The organism is Verrucomicrobia bacterium S94 (assembly GCA_004299845.1).
Taxonomy (GTDB): domain Bacteria; phylum Verrucomicrobiota; class Kiritimatiellia; order Kiritimatiellales; family Pontiellaceae; genus Pontiella.
This window is the reverse complement of the sequence record CP036201.1, coordinates 1,419,311-1,445,855: the sequence shown is the minus strand read 5'-3', so window position 1 is coordinate 1,445,855 and position 26,545 is coordinate 1,419,311. Positions and strand designations below refer to the sequence as shown.

At 52.1% G+C, this 26,545-nt stretch carries 27 protein-coding genes, 1 tRNA gene and 1 pseudogene; 21 read left to right on the top strand and 8 right to left on the bottom strand.

The window, feature by feature from the left end; all coding sequences use genetic code 11:
• Genes EGM51_05950 through EGM51_05940 form a run of 3 tightly spaced genes read left to right on the top strand, consistent with a single transcriptional unit; the run spans position 1 to position 2,438 of the window.
• Complete coding sequence (locus tag EGM51_05950; protein ID QBG46957.1) at positions 1–870, top strand: MCE family protein; 870 nt, start codon at positions 1–3, stop codon at positions 868–870.
• An 11-nt stretch (positions 871–881) separates the two neighbouring features.
• Positions 882–1,478, top strand: coding sequence for a hypothetical protein (locus tag EGM51_05945; protein ID QBG46956.1), 597 nt, complete (start codon positions 882–884; stop codon positions 1,476–1,478).
• Positions 1,479–1,535: 57 nt separating this feature from the next.
• The gene (locus tag EGM51_05940; protein ID QBG46955.1) at positions 1,536–2,438 is read left to right on the top strand and encodes a hypothetical protein; all 903 of its coding nucleotides are present in this window, start codon (positions 1,536–1,538) and stop codon (positions 2,436–2,438) included.
• 59 nt (positions 2,439–2,497) lie between these two features.
• Here the strand turns inward: EGM51_05940 and EGM51_05935 are convergent, their stop codons facing one another.
• Entirely contained in the window at positions 2,498–3,103 is a 606-nt protein-coding gene (locus EGM51_05935; protein ID QBG46954.1) for a flavin reductase family protein, read from the bottom strand.
• Positions 3,104–3,122: 19 nt separating this feature from the next.
• A complete protein-coding gene (locus tag EGM51_05930; GenBank protein QBG46953.1) occupies positions 3,123–3,920 on the bottom strand; it encodes a transglutaminase family protein in 798 nt (265 codons plus the stop codon).
• Positions 3,921–3,995: 75 nt separating this feature from the next.
• Between EGM51_05930 and EGM51_05925 the strand changes: the two genes are divergently transcribed.
• Positions 3,996–5,384, top strand: a complete 1,389-nt coding sequence (locus EGM51_05925; GenBank protein QBG46952.1) for an IS1380 family transposase — start codon at positions 3,996–3,998, stop codon at positions 5,382–5,384.
• 323 nt (positions 5,385–5,707) lie between these two features.
• On the opposite strand, the gene EGM51_05920 is transcribed toward EGM51_05925, so the two are convergent.
• Positions 5,708–7,150 carry a glycine--tRNA ligase gene (locus EGM51_05920; protein QBG49256.1) on the bottom strand — a complete coding sequence of 481 codons (1,443 nt, stop codon included), beginning with the start codon at positions 7,148–7,150 and terminating at the stop codon, positions 5,708–5,710.
• Positions 7,151–7,345: 195 nt separating this feature from the next.
• Here EGM51_05920 and EGM51_05915 point away from each other — a divergent pair, with 195 nt between their 5' ends.
• A complete protein-coding gene (locus EGM51_05915) occupies positions 7,346–7,741 on the top strand; it encodes a hypothetical protein (protein ID QBG46951.1) in 396 nt (131 codons plus the stop codon).
• Here EGM51_05915 and EGM51_05910 read toward each other — a convergent pair.
• Positions 7,738–9,273, bottom strand: coding sequence for an MFS transporter (locus EGM51_05910; protein ID QBG46950.1), 1,536 nt, complete (start codon positions 9,271–9,273; stop codon positions 7,738–7,740). The genes EGM51_05915 and EGM51_05910 overlap by 4 nt on opposite strands.
• The gene (locus EGM51_05905) at positions 9,198–9,929 is read right to left on the bottom strand and encodes a TlyA family RNA methyltransferase (GenBank protein ID QBG46949.1); all 732 of its coding nucleotides are present in this window, start codon (positions 9,927–9,929) and stop codon (positions 9,198–9,200) included. The genes EGM51_05910 and EGM51_05905 overlap by 76 nt, the downstream gene beginning before the upstream one ends.
• Positions 9,930–10,286: 357 nt before the next feature.
• Between EGM51_05905 and EGM51_05900 the strand changes: the two genes are divergently transcribed.
• Together EGM51_05900 and EGM51_05895 are read left to right on the top strand one after the other, a co-directional pair.
• Positions 10,287–10,844, top strand: coding sequence for a hypothetical protein (locus EGM51_05900; GenBank protein QBG46948.1), 558 nt, complete (start codon positions 10,287–10,289; stop codon positions 10,842–10,844).
• Positions 10,790–11,668, top strand: coding sequence for a hypothetical protein (locus tag EGM51_05895; GenBank protein QBG46947.1), 879 nt, complete (start codon positions 10,790–10,792; stop codon positions 11,666–11,668). The genes EGM51_05900 and EGM51_05895 overlap by 55 nt, the downstream gene beginning before the upstream one ends.
• 64 nt (positions 11,669–11,732) lie before the next feature.
• Here the strand turns inward: EGM51_05895 and EGM51_05890 are convergent, their stop codons facing one another.
• A complete protein-coding gene (locus tag EGM51_05890) occupies positions 11,733–12,362 on the bottom strand; it encodes a superoxide dismutase (GenBank protein QBG46946.1) in 630 nt (209 codons plus the stop codon).
• A gap of 150 nt (positions 12,363–12,512) precedes the next feature.
• Between EGM51_05890 and EGM51_05885 the strand changes: the two genes are divergently transcribed.
• The 11 genes from EGM51_05885 (at position 12,513) to EGM51_05835 (ending at position 23,796) form a co-directional block, all read left to right on the top strand.
• Positions 12,513–13,421 carry a prephenate dehydrogenase/arogenate dehydrogenase family protein gene (locus EGM51_05885; GenBank protein QBG46945.1) on the top strand — a complete coding sequence of 303 codons (909 nt, stop codon included), beginning with the start codon at positions 12,513–12,515 and terminating at the stop codon, positions 13,419–13,421.
• A 77-nt stretch (positions 13,422–13,498) separates the two neighbouring features.
• Positions 13,499–14,803, top strand: coding sequence for a 3-phosphoshikimate 1-carboxyvinyltransferase (gene aroA, locus EGM51_05880; GenBank protein QBG46944.1), 1,305 nt, complete (start codon positions 13,499–13,501; stop codon positions 14,801–14,803).
• Between the two features lie 92 nt (positions 14,804–14,895).
• Positions 14,896–15,555 (top strand): (d)CMP kinase, encoded by a 660-nt coding sequence (locus EGM51_05875; GenBank protein QBG46943.1) that lies wholly within the window; start codon positions 14,896–14,898, stop codon positions 15,553–15,555.
• A gap of 5 nt (positions 15,556–15,560) precedes the next feature.
• A complete protein-coding gene (locus EGM51_05870; GenBank protein QBG46942.1) occupies positions 15,561–16,220 on the top strand; it encodes a 1-acyl-sn-glycerol-3-phosphate acyltransferase in 660 nt (219 codons plus the stop codon).
• A complete protein-coding gene (locus EGM51_05865; GenBank protein ID QBG46941.1) occupies positions 16,220–16,438 on the top strand; it encodes a hypothetical protein in 219 nt (72 codons plus the stop codon). The genes EGM51_05870 and EGM51_05865 overlap by 1 nt, the downstream gene beginning before the upstream one ends.
• Before the next feature lie 70 nt (positions 16,439–16,508).
• Complete coding sequence (recQ, locus tag EGM51_05860) at positions 16,509–18,704, top strand: DNA helicase RecQ (protein ID QBG46940.1); 2,196 nt, start codon at positions 16,509–16,511, stop codon at positions 18,702–18,704.
• Positions 18,705–18,785: 81 nt separating this feature from the next.
• Positions 18,786–19,034 (top strand): four helix bundle protein, encoded by a 249-nt coding sequence (locus tag EGM51_05855; GenBank protein ID QBG46939.1) that lies wholly within the window; start codon positions 18,786–18,788, stop codon positions 19,032–19,034.
• Positions 19,031–21,136: an AAA family ATPase gene (locus EGM51_05850; protein QBG46938.1), complete on the top strand. Its 2,106-nt coding sequence runs from the start codon at positions 19,031–19,033 to the stop codon at positions 21,134–21,136. Before EGM51_05855 ends, EGM51_05850 begins: the two co-directional genes overlap by 4 nt.
• A 613-nt stretch (positions 21,137–21,749) precedes the next feature.
• A complete protein-coding gene (locus tag EGM51_05845) occupies positions 21,750–22,862 on the top strand; it encodes a DEAD/DEAH box helicase (protein QBG49255.1) in 1,113 nt (370 codons plus the stop codon).
• A gap of 76 nt (positions 22,863–22,938) precedes the next feature.
• Positions 22,939–23,436: a ribonuclease HI gene (locus EGM51_05840; GenBank protein QBG46937.1), complete on the top strand. Its 498-nt coding sequence runs from the start codon at positions 22,939–22,941 to the stop codon at positions 23,434–23,436.
• Positions 23,437–23,451: 15 nt separating this feature from the next.
• Positions 23,452–23,796, top strand: a complete 345-nt coding sequence (locus EGM51_05835; GenBank protein QBG46936.1) for a hypothetical protein — start codon at positions 23,452–23,454, stop codon at positions 23,794–23,796.
• A 79-nt stretch (positions 23,797–23,875) separates the two neighbouring features.
• Here EGM51_05835 and EGM51_05830 read toward each other — a convergent pair.
• Positions 23,876–23,949: transfer RNA gene (locus EGM51_05830), tRNA-Gly, on the bottom strand.
• 317 nt (positions 23,950–24,266) lie between these two features.
• Here EGM51_05830 and EGM51_05825 point away from each other — a divergent pair.
• The 3 genes and pseudogenes from EGM51_05825 to EGM51_05815 all read left to right on the top strand — a co-directional run bounded on the left by EGM51_05825 (position 24,267) and on the right by EGM51_05815 (position 25,802).
• Complete coding sequence (locus tag EGM51_05825) at positions 24,267–24,875, top strand: tRNA (guanosine(46)-N7)-methyltransferase TrmB (GenBank protein ID QBG46935.1); 609 nt, start codon at positions 24,267–24,269, stop codon at positions 24,873–24,875.
• Between the two features lie 18 nt (positions 24,876–24,893).
• A pseudogene (locus EGM51_05820) lies at positions 24,894–25,276 on the top strand (DUF3859 domain-containing protein).
• A gap of 67 nt (positions 25,277–25,343) precedes the next feature.
• Positions 25,344–25,802 carry a CBS domain-containing protein gene (locus tag EGM51_05815; GenBank protein QBG46934.1) on the top strand — a complete coding sequence of 153 codons (459 nt, stop codon included), beginning with the start codon at positions 25,344–25,346 and terminating at the stop codon, positions 25,800–25,802.
• A 48-nt stretch (positions 25,803–25,850) separates the two neighbouring features.
• On the opposite strand, the gene EGM51_05810 is transcribed toward EGM51_05815, so the two are convergent.
• Positions 25,851–26,516 (bottom strand): HAD family phosphatase, encoded by a 666-nt coding sequence (locus EGM51_05810; protein QBG49254.1) that lies wholly within the window; start codon positions 26,514–26,516, stop codon positions 25,851–25,853.
• Between the last annotated feature and the right edge of the window lie 29 nt (positions 26,517–26,545).

Below are 26,545 nucleotides of genomic sequence, written 5' to 3'. Positions count from 1 at the left end.
ATGCGTACGAAACCCCATTATTTTGCCATTGGAATGTTTGTCATTATTTCAGTACTGCTAGGTCTGGCCGGTCTGGTACTGCTGAGTTCCGATGCGCTGCAGGCTCCGGACCGTTTTATTGAAACCTATGTGGACGAGTCGGTGCAGGGTATCGATGTCGGAACGCCGTTTAAACTGCGTGGGGTGAAAGTGGGCAGTGTGAGCCAGGTGTCGCTGGTTTCGTCCGTATATGAAACGAGTAAAATGTATGTGCTGATTCGGATTGCTCTGGATAAACGGCATATGGATCTGAAGAATGTTGAATTTGAAGAAGAGCTGAAGCGGCAGATCAGCAATGGGCTGCGGTTGCATCTGGTGCCGCAGGGCATCACCGGACTCTCTTTTGTGGAGGCCGATCTATTCCCGGATGCGCTCCAGCCACCGCTGGAAATCGACTGGGAGCCGGAGGTGCTGTACGTGCCGTCTATTCCCTCGACGCTGAATTTGCTGAGCCGCTCTCTGGAACGCATGGCCGGGCAGTTGAATACATTAAATCTGGATGTTATCGGGGATAATATTGAGGAGATGACCGGAAATCTGAACGAAACCGTTGTGCATGTACAAAAGCTGATGGCGAATGCATCGGATGCCTCTGAAGATATCACGGAGAATATTCGGGTGGCTTCACATGATCTCCCGGAGATTACAGCCCATCTGAAGACAACGACGGATCAGCTGGAAGCTATGATTCATTCATCCGATCAGGATATTGATCAGATTCTGGATAATCTGCGTTATATCACGGATGAAGCCGGGGAACTGATCCGGATGCTGAAACGCTATCCCGGCATGCTGCTTTCCGAGCCGCCGGAACAGAAAATGAGCCGATAAGGAGGTCTCGAATGAAGATGCTGAAATGGGTAAGCGTTTTGTTTGCACTGCTTGCTGTAAACGGGTGTGTGAAAATCTGGCAGGACAATCTGGACATCAGAACCTTCATGCTTCAGGCGGAACGCCCCGGCGGAAGGGAAGCCGTTGCGGACTATGGGAAACTGTGGATTGAGGATGTGCATGTGCTGCCGCCCTATAACGTCCGGAGTCTGACCGTTCGCGAAAGCGATGTCGAATTTTCCACGACCTATTATTCCGAATTATTAATGTCGCCGGCGGAAAATTTCCGCAACCTGTTCTATGACTGGTTTTCGAAGAGCGGTTGTTTTAACGAGGTGTCGATTTCCGATCAGCGGGAAATGAATTACCGTTTGGTGGCCTCGGTTATGGAGTTTTACGGCGACCGGAAATCGACGGAGGCGGTATTACGCATTAAAATTTCATTGTTCGGGGAAAATCGGGAAGTACTACTGCATAAGGATTATGCTCAGCGGGTGCACGCTGCCTCCAATGCGGCGGAGGATTATATCCGGGCCTATAATCAGGCCGTTGAAAAAATTCTTATTCAGTGCGAAAAAGATGTGGTCAGCGCGATCTCCGCTAAATAGACATTGAAAGACACTGTAGGCCCGCATACGTTTATACAGTTAATGGAAAGGGAAATCATGTCGGTGAATCAGGCAGTACTTTTTACAAAACCGTTGCATCACCTTGGAATCGATCTGACGCCGGAAAAACTGGACGAACTGACCCGACAGTTTTTTGGTGATAAAGGATTTACGATATCCTGCTCGAAAAAGGTTAGCGGCCTGCAACTGGCCGAACGGGATGTGATTCGCCAGCATTATATCCTCTACAGTACCGCCGCATGGACGGAAGACATTTCCCTGTCGGATGCCGGTAAAGAACGGTTTGCCGAAGCCTTTGACAGCAGCTGGGATGAAGAGGTCTCTGTGGGGCGGATTCTGCCGACAGCGGAATTGCTGAAACGAAAAAAGATCGATGCGCATCAGCTTTTCAATTTCTGGAATGTCATCTTTTCCGCAGGCAAAACCGTCAAACTTCAGGATGGATTCATCATGGGGTATGTCGCAGAACTGGATGCGTATTGCATAAACGGATTCTACCCGTCCATGGAAGCCAACTTTTATCATCCGGATACCGTCATGACCTACTATGTGGTCGAGTTTGATTCCGATGAAACCTCCTGGTCTGATTTCCGGAAAAAAATACTTGGAGCGACCAATGCCGGCAATGCTGTACACGAAAGTTTCCGCGGTCAGCTCTATTCTGAATATCCGGTTCAGTTTCCCGGACGCGACAACTTTCTCCACGGCAGTGCCGGTCCGTTGGAAGGACTGGTTGAACGCGCCATTCATGAGGCCGACTTTGATATGTCCGCGAACCCCGTGGGCCGATGGCTGAATGATCAGGGCGTGACGCTCGACCGCTTCAAAACCTGGAAGTCGGAACAGTCGATCGCGGTACTGGGTGAACTTTTTGATGAAACCGAAGAAAAAAATACGGGTGAAATTTTCCGGATTCTGGAACCCGTAAAATGGTCCTGACAGGCGTTTCGTTTCTGCCGTCTGAATCAAAGAACTCCGGAATCTTAAATGATCGGTTCTCAGTCCGGCCGGATCATTTCAAAGCGGTCGGTGGTTTTGCAGTACCAATGCGGCGCAGACATCCGGCCGATGATCTTCAGTTGATCGGTATTGATTCGCCGGGTTTCTTCATCATAAATTTCGTCGCGGACATGAACCCGCTTAATCAGTCCGATCACCATCCGGTTTTTCCCGATTTCGAGTGTGTCATACGCCTCGCATTCCAGACTCGCCGGAGCTTCTGCAATTCGCGGCGGAAGAACCATGGAGCTAGCGGCGGGCGTTAGACCGCTCAACTGCAGCTCATTTTCGCCATAGGGAACCGATGCTGCACAGGCATTCATGGCTTCGGCGATCGGTTCATCGACCAGATTGACCACAAACTGGTTGTTCATCTGAATGTTCAGCACAGTATCTTTAGGGGTTCCCTCATCGCGGTTACCCGGCGCGAATACGCAGATCGGCGGGCGGGATCCCATCAGATTGAAAAAGCTGAAGGGCGCGGCGTTAATATTTCCGTCATTATCCACCGTCGTCACCAGGGCAATCGGCCGCGGCGTCACCAGCGATGAAAGAATGTAATAAGCGCGGGTTTTCAATTCCGGGAGATCAAAATCAAGTTCCATTTTTTTCCTTTCAATCGGTTCAGCTGGTCGGTTCGGGCATCTGTCCGACCCGGATATCCATACGGAGCAGATCAATCGGATCGCCGAACTGGGTATAGATCGCTACGTCTGCGGCGTCGCGTCCGAAAGCAATGGCAATGCGACCGCCCTGCAGGTTGGATTGTGTGGCATCAAACGTATACCAGCGGTTACCGACATACGCCTCGAACCAGGCATGCAGATCCATGGGGTGCAGGCCTTCGAGATAGCCGACGACAAAGCGGGCGGGAATTGACAGTGCGCGACAGCAGGCAATACCCAGGTGGGCCAGGTCGCGGCAGACGCCGTGGCCCGCCTGATGGACCTCTGTGGCGCTGATGATCTGCTGTCCCATTCCCGGAGTGTATGCAATGGTATTGCGGATATAATCAACAATCGCACGGCACTGGTCATATCCGCACAGACTGCCCGCAGTGATCGAAGCGGCCATTTCGCTGAACCGGTCCGATTCGCAGAAGCGGCTGGGATATAGATAGGGCAGTGTTTCGTCCGGGAGTTGCTGCACTTCAATAAACGGAGCCCCGGGGGCCGCATCACAGGCTTCCGCCGTTTCAACATCAACTGAAGTATGAATGGAAAAATATCCGGCCGGAGCCACCAGACGCTGGCAGAGGTTGCCGAACCAGTCGGTAAACTCTATGACGGGAACGCTGGGCGACAGCACGTACTCTTCGCGGGCGATCCACTGCTGTCCGCCGCTACGCGGGCGGAGCATCAGCAGCAGGGGCGTTGGAACCGGAATCTGAAATTCAAGATGAGTGGATGCGTGTAACCACATGGGAACCCTTCAAAGTTTTTGTTCATTGATCAGGCTTAGCCTGAATAATTCATAAAAACGGCCTTGGTTGCCGCAATGCACGCAAATAGAATACATTGCGAATTGCTTCCCGGCAAAAAACAACCAAGGCCGACAATGGATAAAGATAATCAGATTCAGCTTCCTTTCTCACCTCTTAAAAACCGTAAAGTCTCCGCTGTCTTTGACGAACCCCTGGTCAGCTCGGACGGCGGGCTGATGCTTGTTCGCGAGGTGCTCGAAGAGACCGGAATCATCCGCTCGCTCGCCGGGGCGTTGCACGATCCCCGCCATCCGTCGTATGTCGACCATACGATGGAGGAGTTGTTGACCCAGCGTGTTGCCCAGATCTGCTGCGGCTACGAAGACGCGAATGATTGTGACGCCTTGCGCGACGATCCGCTGTTCAAAATGGCGGCGGGCCGTCTTCCCGAAGACGGTGCGCTCGCCTCGCAGCCTACTATGTCGCGGCTCGAAAACCGCGTGTCTGTCCGGGAGCTGCTCCGGATGGGGTATGCCTTGGCGGATCAGTTCATTGCATCGTTTGATCATGCGCCGGCGGCCATCGTGCTTGATCTGGATCCCACCGCCGACCATGTTCATGGCCGGCAGCAGATGGCCTTGTTCAATGCCTTCGAGGATGAATACTGCTTCATGCCGTTTCACCTGTACGACGGACTCAGCGGGAAGCTGATCACCACAGTGCTTCGCCCGGGCAAGACGCCGACGGACCGGGAAATTATCAGCGTACTCAAGCGGGTGGTAAAACGTATCCGGGCGGCCTTTCCATGCACCCGCCTGATCTTCCGTGCAGACTCGCACCACACGAAGCCCGTGGTCATGGACTGGCTGGAGGCACAATCAGTGGACTTTGTCACCGGACTCCAGACGAACTCGCGTTTAAAAGCACAGTTTGCACAGGCCCTTGCTGACGCACGCAAAAAGCATGAATGTACCGGCCGTGAAGCGTGTGTTTTTGCATCCGCCTTTTATCAGGCCCGTACCTGGAGCCGGGCGCGCCGCGTGATCTGCCGGGTACTGGTCAATGCGAACGGGGAGGATCTGCGTTTTATCATTACCTCCTTCGAAAACAGCGGCGCGAAATATCTTTATGAAACGGTCTACTGCGGGCGCGGCGCGATGGAGCTGATGATCAAAGATCACAAGAACGGCCTGCTGTCGGACCGGACCAGCTGCCACCGATTCAGTGCCAATCAGTTTCGCCTGTTCCTGCACTCCGCGGCCTACGTCGTGATGCACCACCTGCGCAGCGTGCGACTCAAGGGCACGCGGTTCTGTCGTGCCGAATTTAAAACCCTCCGCCTGAAACTGCTCAAAATCGGTGTTCGGGTGGAGACAGGGAAGACCCGCATCAAGCTGCATATGCCCCAGGCCTTTGCAGAAATCATGACCCTGAAAACATCCGTATTCGCAAATACAGGATAGGCGGCAGACCGGCGGTCCCCTGCGCAAATAAAATACAGGGGTAAGGGGGAGGTTTGCCCAAATCCGATCAAACTCCGAAAAAACAAGCAGGCATCAATCGTTTGCGGCCTGCCAGCACCCATCCAACGCAAAAAAACAAACTCAATACCGGGCGCGTGAATAGATCAGGTTAGTGTTCTAACCGGGAACAGGGCAACCGTCGCGGATACCGGTCGGCGGATCAATCCTTTCCCGAATATATTAAGAGGATGGGTATACGGGGGAGCAATAAAAAAGACGGATGCTGTTCAGCACCCGTCTTTATCGCTGTCGTGTATTGCCGATTAAAAATCAACGATGTTGGAAATATAGGCTTCCAGTTCGTCGATCGGCAGGCGGATCTGCTCCATGGTGTCGCGGTCGCGGACCGTGACGGCATTGTCGTCTTCGATGGTTTCAAAGTCGACGGTCACGCAGAGCGGGGTTCCGATTTCGTCCTGACGACGATAGCGGCGGCCGATGGCACCGGTCTGATCGTAGAACACTTTCCAGCGTTTGGAAAGCTGTTCGTAGAGTTCGCGGGCTTTGGCGACGAGCTCTTCCTTGTTTTTGACCAGCGGAAGTACGGCCACTTTATACGGAGCGATACAGGGTGCAAAACGCAGAACAGTACGGGCCTCGTGGCCTTCCGGTGCACGGCGGACTCCGACTTCTGCGGTTTTAATTTCTCCGGTTTCCTTGTTGATCCACTCTTCGCGGTAGGCTTCGCAGAGCAGGGCAAGAGCAATACGGTCAACACCGGCTGACGGTTCGATCACGTGCGGGATATAGGTCTCGCCGGTCGCTTCGTCGCGGTATTCCATTTTCTTGCCGCTGGTATTCTGGTGCTGGGTCAGGTCGAAATTACCGCGGGCGGCGATTCCTTCGAGCTCCTGTGTGCCGAACGGGAAGTCGTACATGATGTCGGTGCAGGCCGAAGCGTAGTGGGCGAGTGCATCGCCTTCGTGAATGTCGCGGTGCATGCGGCCTTCGGGAAGTCCGACTTTTTCGTACCATTTGAGGCGTTCCGCCACCCAGTACTCGTGCTGTTCGGCGTCGGTGCCCGGTTTAATGAAATATTCGAGTTCCATCTGTTCGAACTCGCGCGAACGGAAGGTGTAGTTACGCGGGTTGATTTCATTACGGAAGGCTTTGCCGATCTGCGCAATACCGAACGGTACTTTGTTGCGGACCGTGGAAAGCACATTGCTGAACTGGGCGAAAATGCCCTGGGCGGTTTCCGGACGGAGGTAGGCCACGTTGGAGCTTTCTTCAACCGGACCGACATAGGTTTTAAACATCAGGTTGAAGGCGCGCGGTTCGGTGAGTGTGCCGGGTTCGTCGGTATCGGGACCGACGAGTCTGTCGTAGGCTTCGAGCGGAATGTCGAGCAGAGCGACTTCGGCATAATCCGCCGCATCGCCTTTAGCGATTTTCTTGATCTTTTTTTCCGCCGGGGCCGGTGCGCCTTCGTGATAGGCAAACATCAGCGCGTTATCGTCGGATTTATGTTTCAGTACAAAAATCTGGTCGGCACGGTAGCGGCCTTTGGTTTCGCGGCAGTCGAGCATAGGGTCTTTAAAATTGCCGACATGGCCGGAGGCTTCCCATACTTTCGGGTGCATGATGATGGAAGAGTCGAGGCCGACAATATCTTCGCGCAGCTGTGTCATGGATTTCCACCAGCAGGCCTTGATATTGCGTTTCATTTCCACGCCCAGCGGACCGTAGTCCCAGAAGCCGTTGATTCCCCGTAAATTTCCGATGTCTGGAAAATAAACCCACGCCGCTTGCAGAGACTCACAAGTGCGTCCATAGTTACTTCGTAGTCGTTTGCTTTCATAAGACGGGCGAGAATGCCGAAGCGCCGATGGGCGGTCAAGCAGAAGAACGGTAAGAAAAGCGTGTACAAACAGGGAAAACTCTAATAAATCCAATTGGTTATGAAGGATGATGAATTCAGACGCCGTGTGCCGGTTGCCACAATTGCACGGATATGCCTAGGTTTACTGGGGATTTTTCAGTTGGTTATGCTGGCGGGCGGCTACAGTCTTCCGGCCTCGACCGTCAAAAAAACGGTGCCGTGGCTCTATGATCCCTTCCGCCGGTTTGTCGGCGAACATCCGGATACGCGGCCGGATTCGGCCGGTGTTTCCGGGGAGCGCGGCCGGAATCTGGCCATTGAAGCGGTTTCGGGCATCAATCCGGAAGAACTTTCCGTTACAATTGAGGATGTACAACCGGTTGAAACTGAACCGGTTGAGGAGGTGCCGGTTGTTATTCCTGCGAGCGGGCCGGAAGAGAAAGATCTGCTGAATTCGGATGAACCGGTGGGTTAGGACGATTTATTTTGTTTATTTTGTTTTGCTCTCATGAGCAACGGGTTGAAGGTATACAGGTTTCTCGCTGCCCGCAACGGAGCAAGAAAAAAGATGTGGGCAACGCCTTTCTGAATGGGCCATTCACCCTCTTTCCGGCTGATTTTCAGCAGTAGAGGAAACATCACCAGCCAGACGATTGCATCGTGGATCAGAATGATGACCTGAAACCAGCTGACGGGAGTGCCGGTAATCAGGGTAAGGTTTGGCGGGTGAGCGGTAAACCAGTCTTTAACCCAGCCGCCGGCGACCGGTCCCAGAGCGGAGATTGCGCCGATCAACGACCAGTGCACGGCCATGGCCATGGTGCGGCCGTTTGGAGGGGAAAGCGTGCCGAGCAGATTAAACTGCAGCAGTCCGACTGCGGCATACACGCCTCCGGCAATAATGGAGCTGCAGCACAGAACCACCACGGGTTGGGGAACTTTTCCAAGAATGGGAAGCAGACCGTTGCTTTGGCCGTCGAGGATAAACCAGGCAATGGAAAAAAGCGGAACAGTGAGTACCATGGCCAGGCCATAGGTACGCAATCCCATACGGTTGATCAGGTGTCCGCTGACAAAGCTGGCTACAACACCACTGATCATTCCGGCCATCTGAATGGATGAAAGGTGTGTGTAGCTGAGGGCGAATTCTGTCTTCAGGTACACATTCATGAAGGGGGCGAAAAAACCGAGCCCGAAAAACCAGATACACATGGCCAGTGTGAAATAGCGGAAATCCGGATTTTCCAGAGGTTGGAATATTCGTTTGACGGCCGAAAGCGAGCGGTTGACAGGATGCGGTTCGGGTTCGAAGACAAACCAGTGGATCACAATATCCAGAATGCCGAAGACGGAAGCAATGATCAGAATCCAGGCAAATCCATCCAGACTCTGTTCAGGGAAAAGATCCAGAAACCAGCCGGTGACGGCTACAGTGGTCAGTGAGGTGACCATAACCCAGCCCTGGCGCTGGGCCCAGAACGCGGAACTCCGCTTACCCGGCACGAGGTCGGCCATCCAGCTGAACCAGATCGGGGAGCTGGACTGGGCAACGAGACCGAATAAACCGATGGCGGCCAGCGTTAAGAGGATGGCCGGGGAGAGGGGTTCTTTGGCTGTAAGCATATAAATGCCGGGAATGGCCAGAAATGAGCGCGCCAGGCCGTGGGTGATCGAAAAGAAGGTTTTCCGACGGGTGAGGCGCTCGGTGTAGAAGGTTGCCGGAACCTGTATAATCATGCCGAGCTGAAACAGCGTGGTCGTCAGGCCGATGGCGATGCCGCCGGCGCCGAGTTTTTCGAGCATCAGCGGAATCGGCCCGTTCTGTATCGTCATGAAAAAAAACATACCGATTGCACCGGCAATGGTGCTGTTCCGCAGTGAGGTATCCAGATCCCGGGGGACAGAGTGTGCTGTGAATTCATCATTTTCCGTTACACCTGCCAATAGGCCAGAAATTCCACATTCCCGGCCGGACCTTTTATCGGAGAGGTACAGAGATCCAGCCATTGGAATCCCAGTTCTTCGGTGCCGAATTTACGAACTTTTTCAATAACTTCTTCATGAATGGCAGGATCACGCACAACGCCGCCCTTGCCGACCTGTTTTTTGCCGGCTTCAAACTGAGGCTTGATTAGCGAAACAATATGACCTCCCGGCCGGATCAGCTGTTTAAGCGGAGGGAGAATGTTGGTTAGCGAAATGAACGAGGTGTCGATAGAGCAGAAATCTGCCGGTTCAGGAACCTCATCGGTAGTAATGTAGCGCGCATTGGTGTTTTCCATTACAACTACGCGGTCATCCACCCTCAGTTTGTAGTGCAGCTGATTGGTTCCGCAGTCGATGGCATAGACTTTCGAAGCACCGTTCTGGAGCATAAAATCGGTGAAGCCACCGGTGGAGGAGCCGATATCGAGACAGATCGCTCCGGTCAGATCGAAGCCGAACTGTTTATGTGCCCCCTCGATCTTGAGACCGCCGCGACTGACATATTTTTCCTTTTCTTTCAGTGTTACTATAACATCATCTTTATACTGATGGCCCGGTTTGGAGGCCGGTTGTTCCCCCACGCAAACCATGCCGGCACGGATCAGGCGCTGGGCCTGCTCCCGGCTGTCGGCAAGTTCACGCTGTACAAGCAGCTGGTCTAATCGAAGTTTCGGCATGGCGCGTATTTACAATCTACTTGGGCGACGGATTCAACTTAATACCGACTCAAATTCATCCGCTTCACCCGAGTTGAAAATTATATTGCCTGCATCTGAAAGATGCGGCCCTGTCTATTGAATGTCGGTTCAGCAATCTGCTACGTTCCGCAATTCGTTTCGTAAGCGGGAGCCGACGAATTGATGTGGGGTTAATGGCGCCGGGTTGCTGACGGCATGTGCCGAGCTGGTGCCGTTTCAGGAACTTTGTAATCCGGAGGTTGATCCCGGTGAACAGAATACTGTAAATTTAAGCATCCAGAAAATCTCTCATGGCAAAACCGCGGCTGAAATAATGGCTGTACCCGGAGTTGGAAAATGAAAAAAACAATACTTTTACTATGCATGCTTGCCGGAATGGTTTCGGCCAAACCCAATATCATTTTCATTAATGTCGACGACCTCGGTATGATGGATGTGGATTACCACAACGAACACTACATTACGCCCAATATACGGCGAATCTGTAAAGACGGCATGGTTTTCGGCGATGCCTATTCGGCTGCAGCCTGCGGGGGCCCCAGTCGGGCCAGTGTGATGAGCGGTCAGTATACGCCGCGGCACGGACTCTACATCACGGCGGGAGCCGGCACCGGAAAAAAGAATGAGCAGAAAATCATTCCGGTGAAGAGCAGACGGTTTCTGCCTCTGGAAAATGTAACGATTGCCGAGGCACTGAAGACGGCGGGCTATAAAACGATACATCTCGGAAAATGGCAGATCGGCGAAGATCCGACAGAGCAGGGGTTTGATGTCAACATCGGCGGGGATGCGTCCGGCGCTCCGGAGGGGGATATTTTGTACCGTTCCGGAAGGGACCGATGGTCGAATATAACGAAAGATATAAAAGGGGTACGCATCTGGTTGATGTGCTGACCGATCAGGCGGTTAAATTTATGCAGATCAACCAGGAGAATCCTTTCTTCATGAGTCTTCAGTTCTATTCCGTGCATGCTGAAAGGGAGCCTGTTCCCGGACTGGTTGAAAAATATGACCCCTCTACGGTGGATCCTGTGTATGCCTCCATGGTTGAAATGGTGGACATGGGAATCGGGCGTATTCTGGATGCGGTTCGGGATCTGGGCCTGAAAAATAATACAATGATTGTATTCACTTCGGATAACGGCGGCGTGAAAGCGGTTTCGGACCAGACCCCGTTCCGTTCTGGGAAAGGATCCTATTTTGATGGAGGAATTCGAGTGCCGCTGGTGATCAGCTGGCCGGGTCATTCGGCTCAGGCTGCTCTGTGTGAAGTTCCGGTGACAGGGGTCGATTTCTACCCCACGTTTCTGGAGGCCGCCGGAGTGAAAGCTCCTAAAGGAAAAGTGCTGGATGGAGTGAGTCTGATTCCGTTGCTGAAAAAACACGGCAGCATTCCGGAACGTCCCATTTTCTGGCATTTCCCGGTTTATCAGGAAAGCCTTGCCGGAAAAGCAGACGATGCGCACGATGAATATTTTCTCACACGCCCCGGATCGGCTGTCCGGATGGGCCGCTGGAAGCTGCATGAATATTTTGAAGACGGCCGGATTGAACTGTACGATCTGGCGGCCGATCCGGCTGAACGGATGAACTTTCAGCATCTGCACGTCAAAACCACTAAAAAACTGCACAACGCGCTGGTTGAATGGCGAAAAGCCACCGGTGCACCGGTTCCCGATCAGCCGAATCCGGAATACCGTCCTGCAGAAACTCCATAAATTTATAAAAAAACGGCGCCTTGAGGATTCAAAGCGCCGTTTGTTCTGCGGGGTCAGTCAGACGTTATCCACAGCTGGGCCCTTTGGCGTAATACTGTCCGACGAGATCCCAGTTGATCACATTGAAGAAGGCATTGATGTAGTCGGGACGTCGGTTCTGATAATTCAGATAATACGCGTGCTCCCATACATCAAGGCCGAGAATCGGCGCACCGTCACAGGCCACATCTTTCATCAGCGGATTATCCTGGTTCGGCGTAGAGCAGACGGACAGTTTTCCGCCATCATGCTTGCAGAGCCAGGCCCATCCGGAGCCGAAGCGCGTTGCTGCGGCGTTGCTGAAGGCCTCTTTGAAGCCGTCATAACTGCCGAAGGAGTCATTGAGGGCGGCGAGCAGTTCGCCGGTGGGCTCCTGCTTTTCACCGATCATAATTTCCCAGAAGAAGGTGTGGTTGGCATGACCGCCGCCATTGTTGCGAACCGCGCCGCGTTTATCTTCCGGAACTTTGTCCAGATTTGCACAGAGTTCACTCAGCGGGGTGTCTTCAAGACCGGTACCTTCGAGGGCGGCATTCACTTTCGTGATGTAGGCCTGATGGTGTTTCGTATGATGGATTTCCATCGTGCGCGCATCAATATAGGGTTCGAGCGCGTCATATGCGTAGGGGAGTGCCGGTAATTCATAAGCCATAATAAACCTCCGTTAAGTTTCGTTTTGAACTGCACTCATAATGGAAGGATTGGCGCTGGAGTCAAATTTAAACAGTACAAAAATGGTCATATATAATTGCCGCGGTCATGCGGCAGGGGCTTTAGGGTTGAATTAATTTCCAAACCTTGGAGAATGCACCTCTTTTCAAGTAATGAAGGATACATGAACAGTAAGACAAATATAGCGATTCTCGGACTCGGCCTGATGGGCGCTTCGCTCGCACTCGGTTTGAAAAAGCGCGGCTTCAGGGGCTGCATTAAAGGATATGCCCGGAGGGAGATAACCCGCGTTCAGGCCCTGGAATCCGGTGTGGCGGATGAAGTGTTTGCCGATCCGGAGGAGGCGGTCCGCGATGCGGATCTTGTGGTGATCTGTGTGCCGATCTGGACGATTGCCAAACTGGCGGAACAGATTGTTCCGGCGCTGAAGCCCGGAGCGGTGGTTACGGATGTGGGAAGCACGAAGTCCGAGCTGCTGAAACTGATGTGTCCGCTTTTTAAGGCTTCGGATGCATATTTTGTCGGTTCGCACCCGATTGCCGGTTCCGAAAAGACCGGGATCGAAGCGGGGAATCCGGATCTGTACGACGGACGGCTCTGTATTGTCTGTCCGGTGGAGTCCACTCCGGCCGAAGCGGATGAACGGGTTTCCAACCTTTGGAAAACGGCGGGATCGGAAGTGGTTGCAATGTCTCCATGCGAACATGATGCGCTGCTGGCTTCGACGAGTCATCTTCCGCATATGATTGCCGCCGCACTGGCACGGTCGGTGGCCGGTGGTGATCCTGCGAAAAAAGCGGACTATTGCGGCACAGGGTTCAAGGATACGACTCGTGTTGCTTCGGGATCGGCCGATATGTGGGTGGATATTATCGACACCAACCGCGATGCACTGGTGGAGGAGATTGACCGTTTTCACGACGAGCTGCAGGGGCTGATTAAAATTCTGCGCAGTGGCAACGGCAACGATATCCGGAAATGGCTGGAAGAAGCGCGCAACGGCCGCGACGAGATTTTAAAATTAAATAGGTTCCTAAAATAATAATTCACCACAGAGGACTCAGAGAGCACCGAGGAAAAATCTGTGTACGCTGTGAGCTCGGTGGTAAGAAAATAGTTATGAGCAGTAAAACAGTATATCCGGCAAAGCTGGAGGGGAGCGTTCGCGTTCCCGGGGACAAGAGTATTTCGCAGCGCGTAGCCATGCTGGCTTCGCTGGCAGACGGAACGTCGAAAGTGACGGGGTATCTGATGGGCGAGGATGCCAAAAGCACCCTCTCGGCCATGGAGCAGATGGGTGCCAAGGCGGAATTTAAAGACGATGCACTCTATATTACCGGTGTGGCCGGCAAACTGCAGCCGCCGACAGAACCGTTGAATATGGGCAATTCCGGAACGGGTACGCGCCTGCTGGCCGGAATTGTGGCGGGTGCCGGAATTGAAGCGGCAATGATTGGCGACGATTCGCTTTCTTCCCGCCCGATGGGACGGATCCGTCATCCGCTGGAGCTCATGGGAGCGAGCATCGGACTGACCGGAAAACGCGGTACGCTGCCGATGATGATTGCCGGCGGTAATCTGAAAGGCATCGGCTATCTGCTGCCGATGGCATCGGCCCAGGTAAAATCCTGTGTGCTGCTGGCCGGGCTCTTTGCCGAAGGGAAAACGACGGTTGTTGAGCCGCGTCCGACGCGTGACCATACCGAAAAACTGTTTGAGGCGCTGGATATTCCGATTGAAATCAACGGTCTTGAAATCACCGTTGAAGGGCTGGGCAAAGACGGGGTGCATTTCAAGGCACGCGATTTTGTGGTGCCGGGCGATTTTTCGTCGGCCGCATTCTGGATAGTGGCCGTGGCGGCACGTCCGGGAGCGGAGCTGACCATTGAAAACGTGGGCTTGAATCTGCGGCGTACAGCACTGCTGGATGTCATGAAACGGATGGGCGCAGATATCGAAGTGACGGTAACCGAAGCGAAGGGAGATCCGATCGGTAATCTCCGGGTTCGCGGGGCACAGTTGAAAGGGACTGTGATTGAAGGCGACGAGATTCCCAACCTGATTGATGAAATTCCGATTATCTGTGTCGCCGGTGCGCTGGCGGAAGGCGAAACCGATGTGCGCGACGCGGCGGAGCTGCGGGTGAAGGAATCGGATCGTATTGCCGAGATGGTGAAGAATCTGAAGCTTTTCGGCGTGAACGTTGAAGAAAAAGAGGATGGTATGGTGATGACGGGGCCGACCGGGTTGAAGACGCCCGACGTTGTGATCGACAGCCACGGAGACCATCGTATTGCGATGTCGGTGGCGATTCTGAACAGTTTTGCAACGGAACCGATTACGATTGATAAGGTGGACTGTGTGGATACTTCATATCCTGAATTCTGGCAGCATCTTGAACAGCTTGGCGGAAAAGTCGAGTAGTATAAATTTGATCCACAGATTACGCGGATTTCTCTGATTTTAATCCTCTTAATCCGTGCAATCTGTGGACGAATAATCTGATTGGAGAGAGAATGGGCAAAACAATTGCAATAGACGGGCCGTCGGCCTCCGGCAAATCATCGGTATCCCGAGGTGTGGCGAAGGAACTGGGTTTTATCTATGTGGATTCAGGCGCGCTGTACCGCGGGATTACCTGGCAGGTGCTCCGCAAGGGAGTGGACATCAGGGATTCCGCGGCGGTGATCGCGTCTATGGAAAATGCCGAATGGGACTTTTTTGTGCAGGACGGCGCGGCGACGTTTTCCGTGGATGGCGATGTTCCGGTGCAGGAGCTGCGTGAAAAGGATGTCCGGGAAAATGTGTCATTTGTTGCTGCAATTCCGGAGGTTCGGCAGTTTGTGGTGGAGAGTCTGCGGGCGCTGGAAAACTTCGGACCGCTGGTAATGGAAGGCCGCGATATCGGAACAAAGGTTTTCCCGGATTCGCCGTATAAATTTTATCTGGATGCCGATCCGGAGGAACGGGCGATGCGGCGCTATCGCGAGCTGGTGGCGGCCGGTGAAAATGAAAAGGCCGAAGAGGTGATGGAGAGCCTCAGAAAGCGGGACCGGATTGATTCAACCCGAAAGACGGATCCGTTGACCGTGGCTCCGGGCGCCCAGGTGATTGACAGCACATCGATGACTCTTGAAGATGTGATCCGGACTGTAATCGATGCGGTAAAGGAGTGAGCTGAATGATTGATTCCGACAAACAGGAAGTAATGGCCGATATGCGCGTGTATCAGGCATCGACGCGCGTGTTCAAACTGTTTCTGCTGATCTGGCACCGTCTGCGTATTCGCGGTGCGGAGAATATTCCGGATCGTGGCGGGGTGCTGCTGGCTTCGAACCATGCAAGTTTTCTGGACCCGCCGGTGGTGGGGGTCGGCTATCGCGGCCGCCCGGTGCATTTTATGGCGCGTGACACGCTGTGGAATTCCAAATTCGGTTCCTGGTGGATGGACCATGTCGGCTGCATTCCGGTTTCGCGTGGCACCGGAGATATCAAGGCACTGAAGCTGACGATTAAAGCGCTGAAAGAGGGCAAGGCGGTTTCGATGTTTCCGGAGGGGACGCGTACGGAAGACGGCGAGCTGCAGGAAGCGAAGGGCGGCATCGGATTTATTATTGAAAAATCGGGTTGCGTTGTGGTGCCGGCTTATATTGACGGTACGTTTGAGGCATATCCGAAAGGGGCGCGGTTTATTAAGCCGCGCAAACTGACGGTTACGTATGGAAAACCGATTACGCAGGAGGAATTCAAAGCGCTGGGAACCGGTCGGGCGGCATACGATGATTATGCCAAGCTGATCATGCAGCGGATTGCGGATCTCCGCGACGGGAAGGATGTTTAATGAAACTGGTTCAGGGACAGATCTGGGAAAAAGACGGCGAATATATCCGGCTCGTCGAGCGGGAGCGTCTGACGGTGAAATATAAGGTCATGGCCGATCCGGTATCCGGCGAGGGCACTATGCATGATGTGTCGAAAAAGGAATTCTGCCGTTTGATTAAAGAGGCGGAACTGCTGAAACCCGGCACCGGGTTTTACGACCTTCCTGATGAGGATTGAGCCGGCTTCCGAAAAGGAGCGCGGTGATGAAAGGGATTGAGTTGACCAACTGTTTTTCAGGAGGGACGAAGTGTCGGGCGATTCCGGGAAGCTCGAACGTGAAGGCGGTATAGGAATGAGCGAAACCATGCATGAAGCGTTGCACCGGGTATTCGGGTTTCAGCAGTTCCGGCCGAATCAGGAGGAGATTGTTGCCCGCATTCTGGAACAGCGGGATGTGTTTGCGGTTATGCCGACCGGCGGCGGAAAGTCGCTCTGTTATCAGCTGCCCGCCCACATGCTCGACGGCCTGTGCGTGGTGATCAGTCCGCTGATTTCGCTGATGAAGGACCAGGTGGATGCCGCCAAGGCCAACGGACTGGATGCGGAATTCCTGAACAGCTCGCTGGGCATGAAAGAGCGTGCCCGCGTTTTTCAGGCCCTGGAAAATTTTCAGCTCGATCTGCTCTATGTTTCGCCCGAGCGGTTTGCGATGCCGGACTTCATTGACACCCTGAAAAAGGCGGAAGTCCGTTTTTTTGCGATTGATGAAGCACACTGTATTTCCGAATGGGGACATGATTTCCGGCCGGATTACCTTTCCCTTTCCAACATCGTAAAGCATTTTCCAAAGGCCGGCATTGCGGCGTTCACGGCGACGGCGACGCATAAGGTTTCGGAAGACATTATCCGCAAACTCGGCCTGCGTAATCCGCATCTGACCCGGGCATCGTTTGATCGTCCGAACCTGTTTTATCAGGTGGTACCGAAGGATAATCTGGAAATCCAGTTGCTGGAATTTCTGCGGAAGCATCCCGGCGAATCGGGGATCATTTATCGCACGTCGCGCAAGAGTGTGGAATCCACGGCGGAATTTCTGCAGGGGCAGGGGATCAAGGCACTGGCGTATCACGCCGGACTGACGCCGAAGCAGCGGAAGGACAATCAGGATAAATTCAACCGTGATGAGGTCGAGGTGGTGGTGGCCACGATTGCGTTCGGTATGGGGATTGATAAGTCGAATGTGCGCTTTGTGCTGCACGGTGATCTGCCGAAAAATATGGAGGGCTACTATCAGGAAACCGGCCGCGCCGGGCGCGATGGCGAGCCGTCGCGCTGTGTCCTCTATTTCAGCCGCGCAGACATTGTGAAGCTGCGCTATTTTATCGAGCAGACCGAGGATCCCGATGAACGAAAAATCGCGGAGCATCAGTTGTTTCAAATGGTCCGGTTTGCCGAGGCGAATGTCTGCCGCCGCAAAACGATTCTGGGTTATTTCGGTGAAGACTACGAAAAAGAAAACTGCGAAACATGCGATATCTGCGTGGGCGATGTGGAGCGGATGGATGCAACCGTGCCGGCGCAGAAGGTGATGTCGGCGGTCTATCGTTCCGGTGAACGGTTCGGCGCCGCGCATATTGCCGATATTGTGGTTGGAGCAAACACTGCGCGGATTCGCGAGCTGGGGCACGATCAGTTGAAAACCTACGGCGTGGGCAAAGACGAAACCAAGAAATACTGGCGGCGGATGATCGACGATCTGCTCGCACAGGAATGCCTGGTGCAGGATGCGGAGCGGTTTTCCGCGCTGGCGCTGACGCCCAAAGGCAAACAAGTGCTGTTCGGCAAAAAGAAATTTGAGGTGATTCGTCAGAAAGCGTTCCAGGCCTCGGACAAAACGCAAGTGGCAGGCGACTATTCCAGAAAGCTGTTTGATCAGCTGCGGGCGGAGCGTCAGCGGCTGGCGCAGGAGGAAGGCGTTCCGCCGTTTGTGATTTTCTCGGATCGTACGCTGCGCGAAATGGCGCTTTATTTTCCCGATACGCCGGAGCAGATGGCGGGTATTTCCGGCGTCGGTGCGGCCAAACTGGATAAATACGGCGACACCTTCATGACCATTATCGAGATGTTTAAAATCCGTTTCCCGGAGGAGGCGGAACAGCGCGCGGTTTTGCAGGTGCCGATTAAAATCAAAAAGAAGAAAAAACGCCCCGGCCAGACGGTGCGTGAAACGCTGAAGATGGCGAAGGCGGGGCATTCGCTGGAGGGCATTGCCGCCGTGCGCGATCTGACGGAATCAACGGTGGCCCAGCACATCGAAACGTTGCTGGCCGATGGGGAGACGCTGGAAATCGAAAAGCTGCTTCCGGCCGAAACCCGTCAGCTCTGCGAAGAGCTTTTCGGGCGAATGGGCGGTGCTTCACTGCGGTCGATCATCGAAGCGTCCGGCAACAAAGTCACCTATGCCGACCTGCGGGTGGTGCGGGCGTTTATGCAGCAATCCTAGGCAGGGTGTTAAAGGGTGAAGTGTAAAGGGTGAGGGGTGAAAAATACAAAGGGTGAAGGGTGAACGTTGAAAGGTGAAAGAATGAAAAGGGACCTGCCGGATAGAACCAAAGATTTTGCATTACGAATCATTCGAGTCTGTCAGGTTCTGGATGAGAAGCCGGGCATCAATCGAACACTCAGCAACCAGTTGTTACGCGCTGGAACATCGGTTGGAGCCAATGTTGCTGAAGGTGAAGGTGCGCAAAGCGAGGCAGACTTTCTCACCAAATACAGCATTGCGGATGCTGAAAAATGGTGGGGTAAGCTGGTTGCGAAGGATGAGTTATGAACATCGAAATTAAGAACTGCAATAATATTGATTTAGCGAACATTACACTGGCTGAGAATAAACTAAATATTAAGTTTGCTCCCAACGGAACCGGAAAGAGCACGATAGCGCAGGGTATTGTTCTTGGAGCTTCTGGTTCGGATCTGGGTAAGCTTTTGCCGTTTAAGTTGAAGGCAGGAAATCCCGAAGATAAACGGCCGGAAGTAAATGGACTGGATACGCTTCAGCAAGTCATGTGCTTCAACGAAGAATATGTGAGCCAGTTCGTTTTCAAGCCGGATGAATTGCTCAGCAATAGCTTTGAGATTTTCATTAAGACGGATGCTTACAGGAAGAAGGAGCAGGAAATCGAAGAACTTGTTGCCGAAATCAAGCAACTGTTCGTAAATAATGATGAGTTGGAGGCATTAATTGCCACCCTCAAAGAGATGGGAAATGCTTTCAAGCTAACCAAAACGGGAATTTCCAAGGCATCCTCTGGTATGAAAGGTTTGGCTGGAGGAAATAAAATTGAACATATCCCGGCTGGTCTCGAATCGTATAAACCCTTTATCCAAAGTCAGCAGAGCGTTGGGTGGGTTGACTGGCAAACAAAAGGTTATGATTTTGCAGAACTGTCCGACAATTGTCCTTTCTGTAGTTCACATGCTGCCGATAAGAAGGAACAGATAAAGAGGGTCGGTCAGGAATACGACAAGAACACTATTAAAAATTTGGTTGCCATTATCGGTGTAATAGACCGCCTCGGCGATTATTTTTCGGATACTGCACGGTCCAGTTTGTCGATAATCACAACATTGAAAGATGGAATTGAGAAAGAACATGTTGATTTCCTGATTGATGTTAAAAACCAAATCGACTCATTTGTCGGTAAGCTTGAGAAACTCCGGACTCTTTCCGGTTTTCAGTTCAAGGATGGTGACAAAGTCGCCGAAGTGCTCCCTTCATATAAAATTGACCTATCTTTTATTGAAAAGCTCAACTCCCAAAAGACCCAAGAGGCCATAACACCTATTAATACATCTATCGATGCCATGATAGAAAAGGCCGGTTTGCTTCAAGGGAAAGTTGCTCAACAGCGCCGAGAGATGCAAAGAGTTGTTGAAAAGCATGAAAAAGACATCAATACCTTCCTTGCCTATGCAGGATATCGGTATGCGGTTAATATTTCCGGCGAGGGAGAGCAGGCGCAGCTTAAGCTTCGGCATTTGGATCATGACACTCATCTCAGTGGTGGAAATCAGCACCTTAGTTTCGGAGAGAGAAATGCATTTTCGATCGTATTGTTTATGTACGAATGTTTATCAAAAAAACCGGATTTGATCATTCTGGATGATCCAATATCGTCGTTTGATAAAAACAAGAAATACGCTATTCTCGAGATGCTTTTCCGGCGTGATGCGAACTCATGCTTAAAGAATAAAACCGTATTAATGCTTACACACGATGTAGAGCCCATCATCGATACAGTCAAAGCCTTATCCCACAGGTTCCGCAACCAAACAACAGCATCATTTCTCAAGCTGAAAGCTGGCATCATTGAGGAACTATCTATCGAGAAACACGATGTTCAAACATTTGCTGAAATTTGTAAGAATGCACTTAATTCAGAGAAAGATGATATTATTAAGTTGATCTACTTGAGGCGGCACTTCGAGATTACAGATGAAAAAGGTGATGCATATCAAATATTATCGAACTTATTGCACAAAAGGAACAACAAAGATCGTGGAGTTGACACCCGTGAGCCGAGAGATGCAGACGGCCATCACCCAGAAATGGAACAGGCCAAGTTTGATAACGGATGTGCTGAAGTATTAAATTATCTAGCAGGTTTTTCATATCCTTCACTTTTGAACCGTATTACTAATGTCAATCAAATGAAGCTCTTGTACGCTTCATGTACGAATGGGTATGAGAAGCTCCAGGTGTGTCGGCTTATTGATCATGACGAAAATGATGCTGTTATCGAAAAATTCATTAAGCAGACATATCACATCGAAAATGAATTTGTCTGTCAGCTTGATCCTGCCAAATTCGACACCATTCCGGAGTATGTTGTTACCGAATGTAATAAAATTGTTGAGGGGGCGAATGGATGAGTTCGTATGAATTTGAAATCACTCTTGATTTTGAGCGGGGTTCACGAGACCCCTCTCGAGTCTTTTTTGGTATGGGTGAGTATATTGATTACTTCTCCGGAAAAAGGGTCGGTCCTCGGATTTAAGGCGGGGGCTCGGGGTAGGCAGCTACACTATACTTTTCGACGTTTCGTATCTGTACCGCATCTGTCGCGTGAATCATTCAGGCCAGTGCTCCGCGTTCTCTGTGCCTTTGCGTGAGATCGGTTTTCAATGATTTTTTCAGGGCCGTTGATTGTCGGGAGCAGGCGGGCCGCCTGCGGTACATAATACCCTGCTTGATACCTTCTCGGTATAAACCTCGTCGTCCGGAATCTCCGAAGTTTCACCACGAGGGACCCAGAGGAACACGGAGGAAGGATTCTGAGTTCTCCGAGGTCCTCCAGCGGAGCGGGTGGTAAAAATATACCCGTATGTTTCAGCAAGTGGTATAAGTCTTGGGATTCTTCGGAAACGGGGTATGTATCTTTTTGAAGAGTTTGGATAGCCTTTTTCGAGCATTTAGCTCGTATTGGCAGGGTTAAACGTTCAGGTTCCCCCGCTTGCACAAATTTTCAGGATAGGACCAATGGCTATGAAATCATTTGAAGCGCTCGGAATAACCGACGATTATATTAAAGGACTGAATGAGCTGGGGATTAAGCATCCTACAGGCATTCAGGCGAAAACGATTCCGATGATTCTCGGGAAACAGACCGATTTCATTGCCCAGGCGCAGACGGGTACCGGGAAGACCGCGGCGTTCGGGCTGCCGTTGCTGGCGTCGATGGATCCGAAAAATCCGCAGATTCAGGGTCTGGTGCTGGCACCGACGCGGGAGCTGGCGAAGCAGGTGCAGAAGCAGCTGTTCCGTTTTACGAAATATACCGAGCGCATGTTTTCCTATGTCGTGTGTGGCGGGGATAAAATTGATGTGCAGATTGAGGCGCTGAAGCGTCCGACGCAGGTGCTGGTGGCGACGCCGGGGCGCCTAATGGACTTGGTGCGGCGCAAGGCGGTCGATCTCTCCGGAGTTCGGACCGTGGTGCTGGACGAAGCCGATGAAATGCTGAAGCTCGGCTTTCGCGAGGATATTGATGCCGTGCTGAAACTGACCGCGGGGCAGCGGAATGTCTGGCTGTTTTCAGCGACGATGCCGGCGGGCATAAAAAAAATGATCAGCAAACATCTCGGTGATGAGTCGCCGTTTCTGAAAGTCGATAAACAGCACATTGTGAATCCGGATATCCGGCATCTGCTGATTCGTTGCAAAGAGGGGGAAAAGCTGGAGCAGATCCTCGACTTTCTGAAGGAGCGCGGCCAGCAGCAGGGGGTGATTTTCTGCCGTACGCGGCAGGATACGATTGATTTCGGTCAATCGCTCGAAAAGGCGGGCATCACTCATGCCGTGCTGCACGGTGATCTGATGCAGAGCGAGCGCGACAAGATTATGCGGATGTTCAAAAAGGGGCGCGTGCGCCTGCTGGTTTCGACCGATGTATCGGCGCGCGGCATCGATGTGGATAATCTCTCTTTTGTGATCCATCATCAGCTGCCGGAAAAAAATGAATATTACACGCACCGCAGCGGCCGCACCGGCCGGGCGGGCAAATCGGGCATTTCGCTGGTGCTGATAACTCCGAGTGATGAAAAGCGCATCATCAAACTTGCGCGGGATTTGAAGATTCAGTTCCGGGAAATTGCCTGATTGTTAAATCCACTGATTACACGGATTACTCCGGTTTTTTAATCCGAATAATCCGTGCAATCTGTGGATGAAAATCATGTCTGATGTGATTGAAATGTATACGGATGGGGCGTGCCGCGGAAATCCGGGCCCGGGCGGGTACGGTGTGGTGCTGGTTTCCCGCGACCGGAAGAAAGAGCTGTCCGGCGGATTTCGAAAAACGACCAATAACCGGATGGAACTGCTGGCCTGTATTGAGGGGCTGAAGGCTCTGAAGAAACCGTGCCGCGTGGTGCTGACCAGTGATTCAAAATATGTGGTTAACGCCATGGTAAAAGGCTGGGCTGAAAAATGGCGGTCCAGGGGATGGAAACTTTCACCGTCAAAACCGGCGAAAAACCCCGATCTATGGGCTGAACTGCTGGATCTGTGTGCGGTGCATCAGGTCGAGTTTACATGGGTGAAAGGGCATAACCACCATCCGGAAAATGAACGGTGCGATGCGCTGGCCGTTGCGGCATCGAACCCAAAGAACCTGCCCGCGGATGCGGGCTTTGAGAACGGCGCACTGCCCGGAGATGATCTCTTCGGCTGACCATGGGACGTTATTATGAAAAAGACATTTAATCTGACTCATTCGAAAATAAAATATCCGCGTATGATTGAAGCGGTGAAGCATGAGATCCGCAAATACATCAAACGGGAGCGCCGCAGGGAACTGCCTGCAGGCGTGGATTTCTGGGATTTCGACTGCCGGTTCGGGGATACCGAAGCAGAGGCGAAAGTGATTCATCCGGCGGAAATCGACCCGTACATCAACGATGCGGAGCAACGTGGGCTGACTTCATTCTATGTCGAGATTCTGCGTAAAGAAGGCATTCGAGCCGCTGCGGAAAAAGTGCAACGCGAAATTGATGCGAATATTCCGATGCCGAAAGGATTCGGAGAGGCCTGAATTCGCCGCAGTCAGTTCTTGCGACCTAGCTACTTCAGCAACGAAAAAGGACCTTCCGGTTAAGGAAGGTCCTTTAAAATGGAGCGGGCGAACAGATTCGAACTGTCGTAACCAGCTTGGAAGGCTGGGGTTCTACCATTGAACTACGCCCGCAGTTTTTCGTAGAAACGAGCGCATAAGGTACCCATCCGACGGACCTTCGTCAAGGCCCTTAAATCAACTTTTTTTAAATAAATCGGAGGGGATTGCGTTACCTGTTTATAACGCGTGGGATAGAATTTGATCAGCGGTTTTTAAGGTTCCATATCCAGAACCGGAGACGTTTGAGAAAAGGCGGTTTATTGCCCGCTTTCGGTATTTTTGCTTTCGGTTTCCGCAGTCTGGGTTCTTTCTGCGGTTCGCGCATATAGTCTCTATCAGCGATTCCCATTTGGATTTACTTGCCCTCCGCTCACTAATTCGGAAAAAGTATGCCGCCTATGAGCAGAAAAAAGAAGACCGTATTACGGATTATGCCGGACAACTGGCTGGACCTGATCGATTTCAAGGCGGAGTTTCCTCATCCTGAACATCCGCTTGAAGTGGATATCGGATCAGGAAAAGGGCGTTTTCTGGTGGCGCGTTCCGGCAAATTCCCGGAGATTAATTTCCTGGGTATCGAGCGCCAGCTGGGCCGCATCAACAGCAGCGGCCGGCGCTGCGAGCGTGCAGGCAGAGAAAACTGCCGGCTGTTCCGCATGGAGGGCTATTATGCGATCAATTATCTGATGCCTTCCGACTATGTGGCGAATTATTATTTTTTCTTTCCGGATCCTTGGCCGAAAGAGCGGCACCATGATAATCGCCTGTTCAATCCGCCGTTCATGGATGCGCTGTACCGGACACTGGAAAGCGGAGGCTGTCTGCATGTTTCTTCAGACCATCTTCCGTATTTTGATGAGATTTATTCGCTGCTGAAAGCTGATGTCCGGTTTGAGGAGGTTGAGGCTTTTGTGCCGGATGCCGATGAGACGACCGATTTTGAACTGATTTTTTCCTATAAGAAAATCGGCAGATGTTCGTTCAAAAAGAAGGGGTAGCGCTGGAAGGACGGACATATGGCAAAGAAAAAACCGGAAGTGACGATGCACAGTTACGGGCTGTACGATGGGTGGGACCGCAACAGCAGGGATCTTCCGAACCTTGTAAAAATCACGGCGGAGATTAAAACCGAACTGGACATTGAGTTCGGTTATATTCTCCGGATACAGAATGCCCGCAACAGCAGAATTACGTTCCGCATTGAGCACCCGCCGTTTAAAGATGCCGATGGAAAAACTGCGGCGCCGTTTGATGGGGAGCTTTATGTAAAGACCAACGACTTCCGTTTTTTTCTGGGGATACCATCTGGGCACCGGTTGAGGATAAAAAAGGGACGTGGCGGTTGATTACCTGGCTGGACGGCGAAAAGGTGGCTGACAAAACCTTGCATATGATCTGAGTCAACAACTGCTTGTTGATTTCCGTTTACGGACTATACTGGTCTTTGAGCAAGAGCGAAAAAGTATATGGAGGTCGCAATGAGTAATGTTTCCAACCTGCTGGATTCCAAAGGGCATGATGTTTTAACGGTTAAACCGGAGCAGCCGCTGCATGATGTGGTGGATCTGATGTGCACGCGTTCGGCAGGTACAGCACTGGTGATGGATGAAGGTGAAGTGAAGGGCATTCTTTCGGAGCGTGATGTTTTTCGAAAAGTGGTACTGCCGCGTTTGTGCGTCGAAGATGTGACGGTGGGCGATATTATGTCGAAAACATTAACGACCGTTTCGCCGGATACGTCGCTTGATGAATGCATGCAGATTATGACGGATAAGCGAATTCGTCATCTTCCGGTTCTGCGCGACAAGCAGCTGTGCGGTATTGTATCGATCGGCGACGTTGTAAAATATCTGCTGCTGGAAAAGGATTTCAAAATCCGGAATCTCGAAACCTATATTGCCGGTTCGCAGGAATCTGTTTGTTGATTGGATTAGACTGGCGGAGAGTGCTTCCGCCGGCATTTGTACAGCAAACTACACGATCAGATTTTCAAGCTGCGGACGGCTCACTTTTTCCAAGGAGTCGGTTACCGCATCCGCTTCCATCAGATAACCCCGGTCATAGCTGTTGGTTACAGCCAGGACTTTCAGCCCGGCTCCTTTGGCTGACATGATTCCGGCGGGGGTGTCTTCAATCGCGACGGCCGTGGACGGATCCCCAATATTCAGTTTTTTGCAGGTGAGAATATACGGAGCCGGATCAGGCTTGCTTTTGGGGGTGTCCTCCGCCGTGATAATCTGGTCGAAGCAGCCGTCGATCCCCAGATTTTTAATGATGGGGTCAATGTCCTCGCGCAGCGCTCCGCTGCAGAGCGCCAGCGGCAGTCGGACGGGAATACTTTTAATCAGTTCTACGGCTCCGGGCAGCGGCGTAACTTCGCCGGAGTGAATATAGTGCTGGAAAACTTCCGCCTTCTGTTTGATCAGATGTTTGATGTCGCGCGAGCTGACTTTTTTTCGTTTGAGTTTGAAGGCTTCACGAAAAGCATCCCGGTCATCGAAACCGATGTATACTTCGCAGTATTCCTTCCAGGAGATCTCAATTTCCAAAGGGTTCAGGACTTCATTGAAAGCCCGGAAGTGCATCGGTTCGCTGTCGACAATAATGCCGTCAAAATCAAAAATCACTGCGGAAAGCATGTTCATCCTCATTTCTTGAAAATACGTTA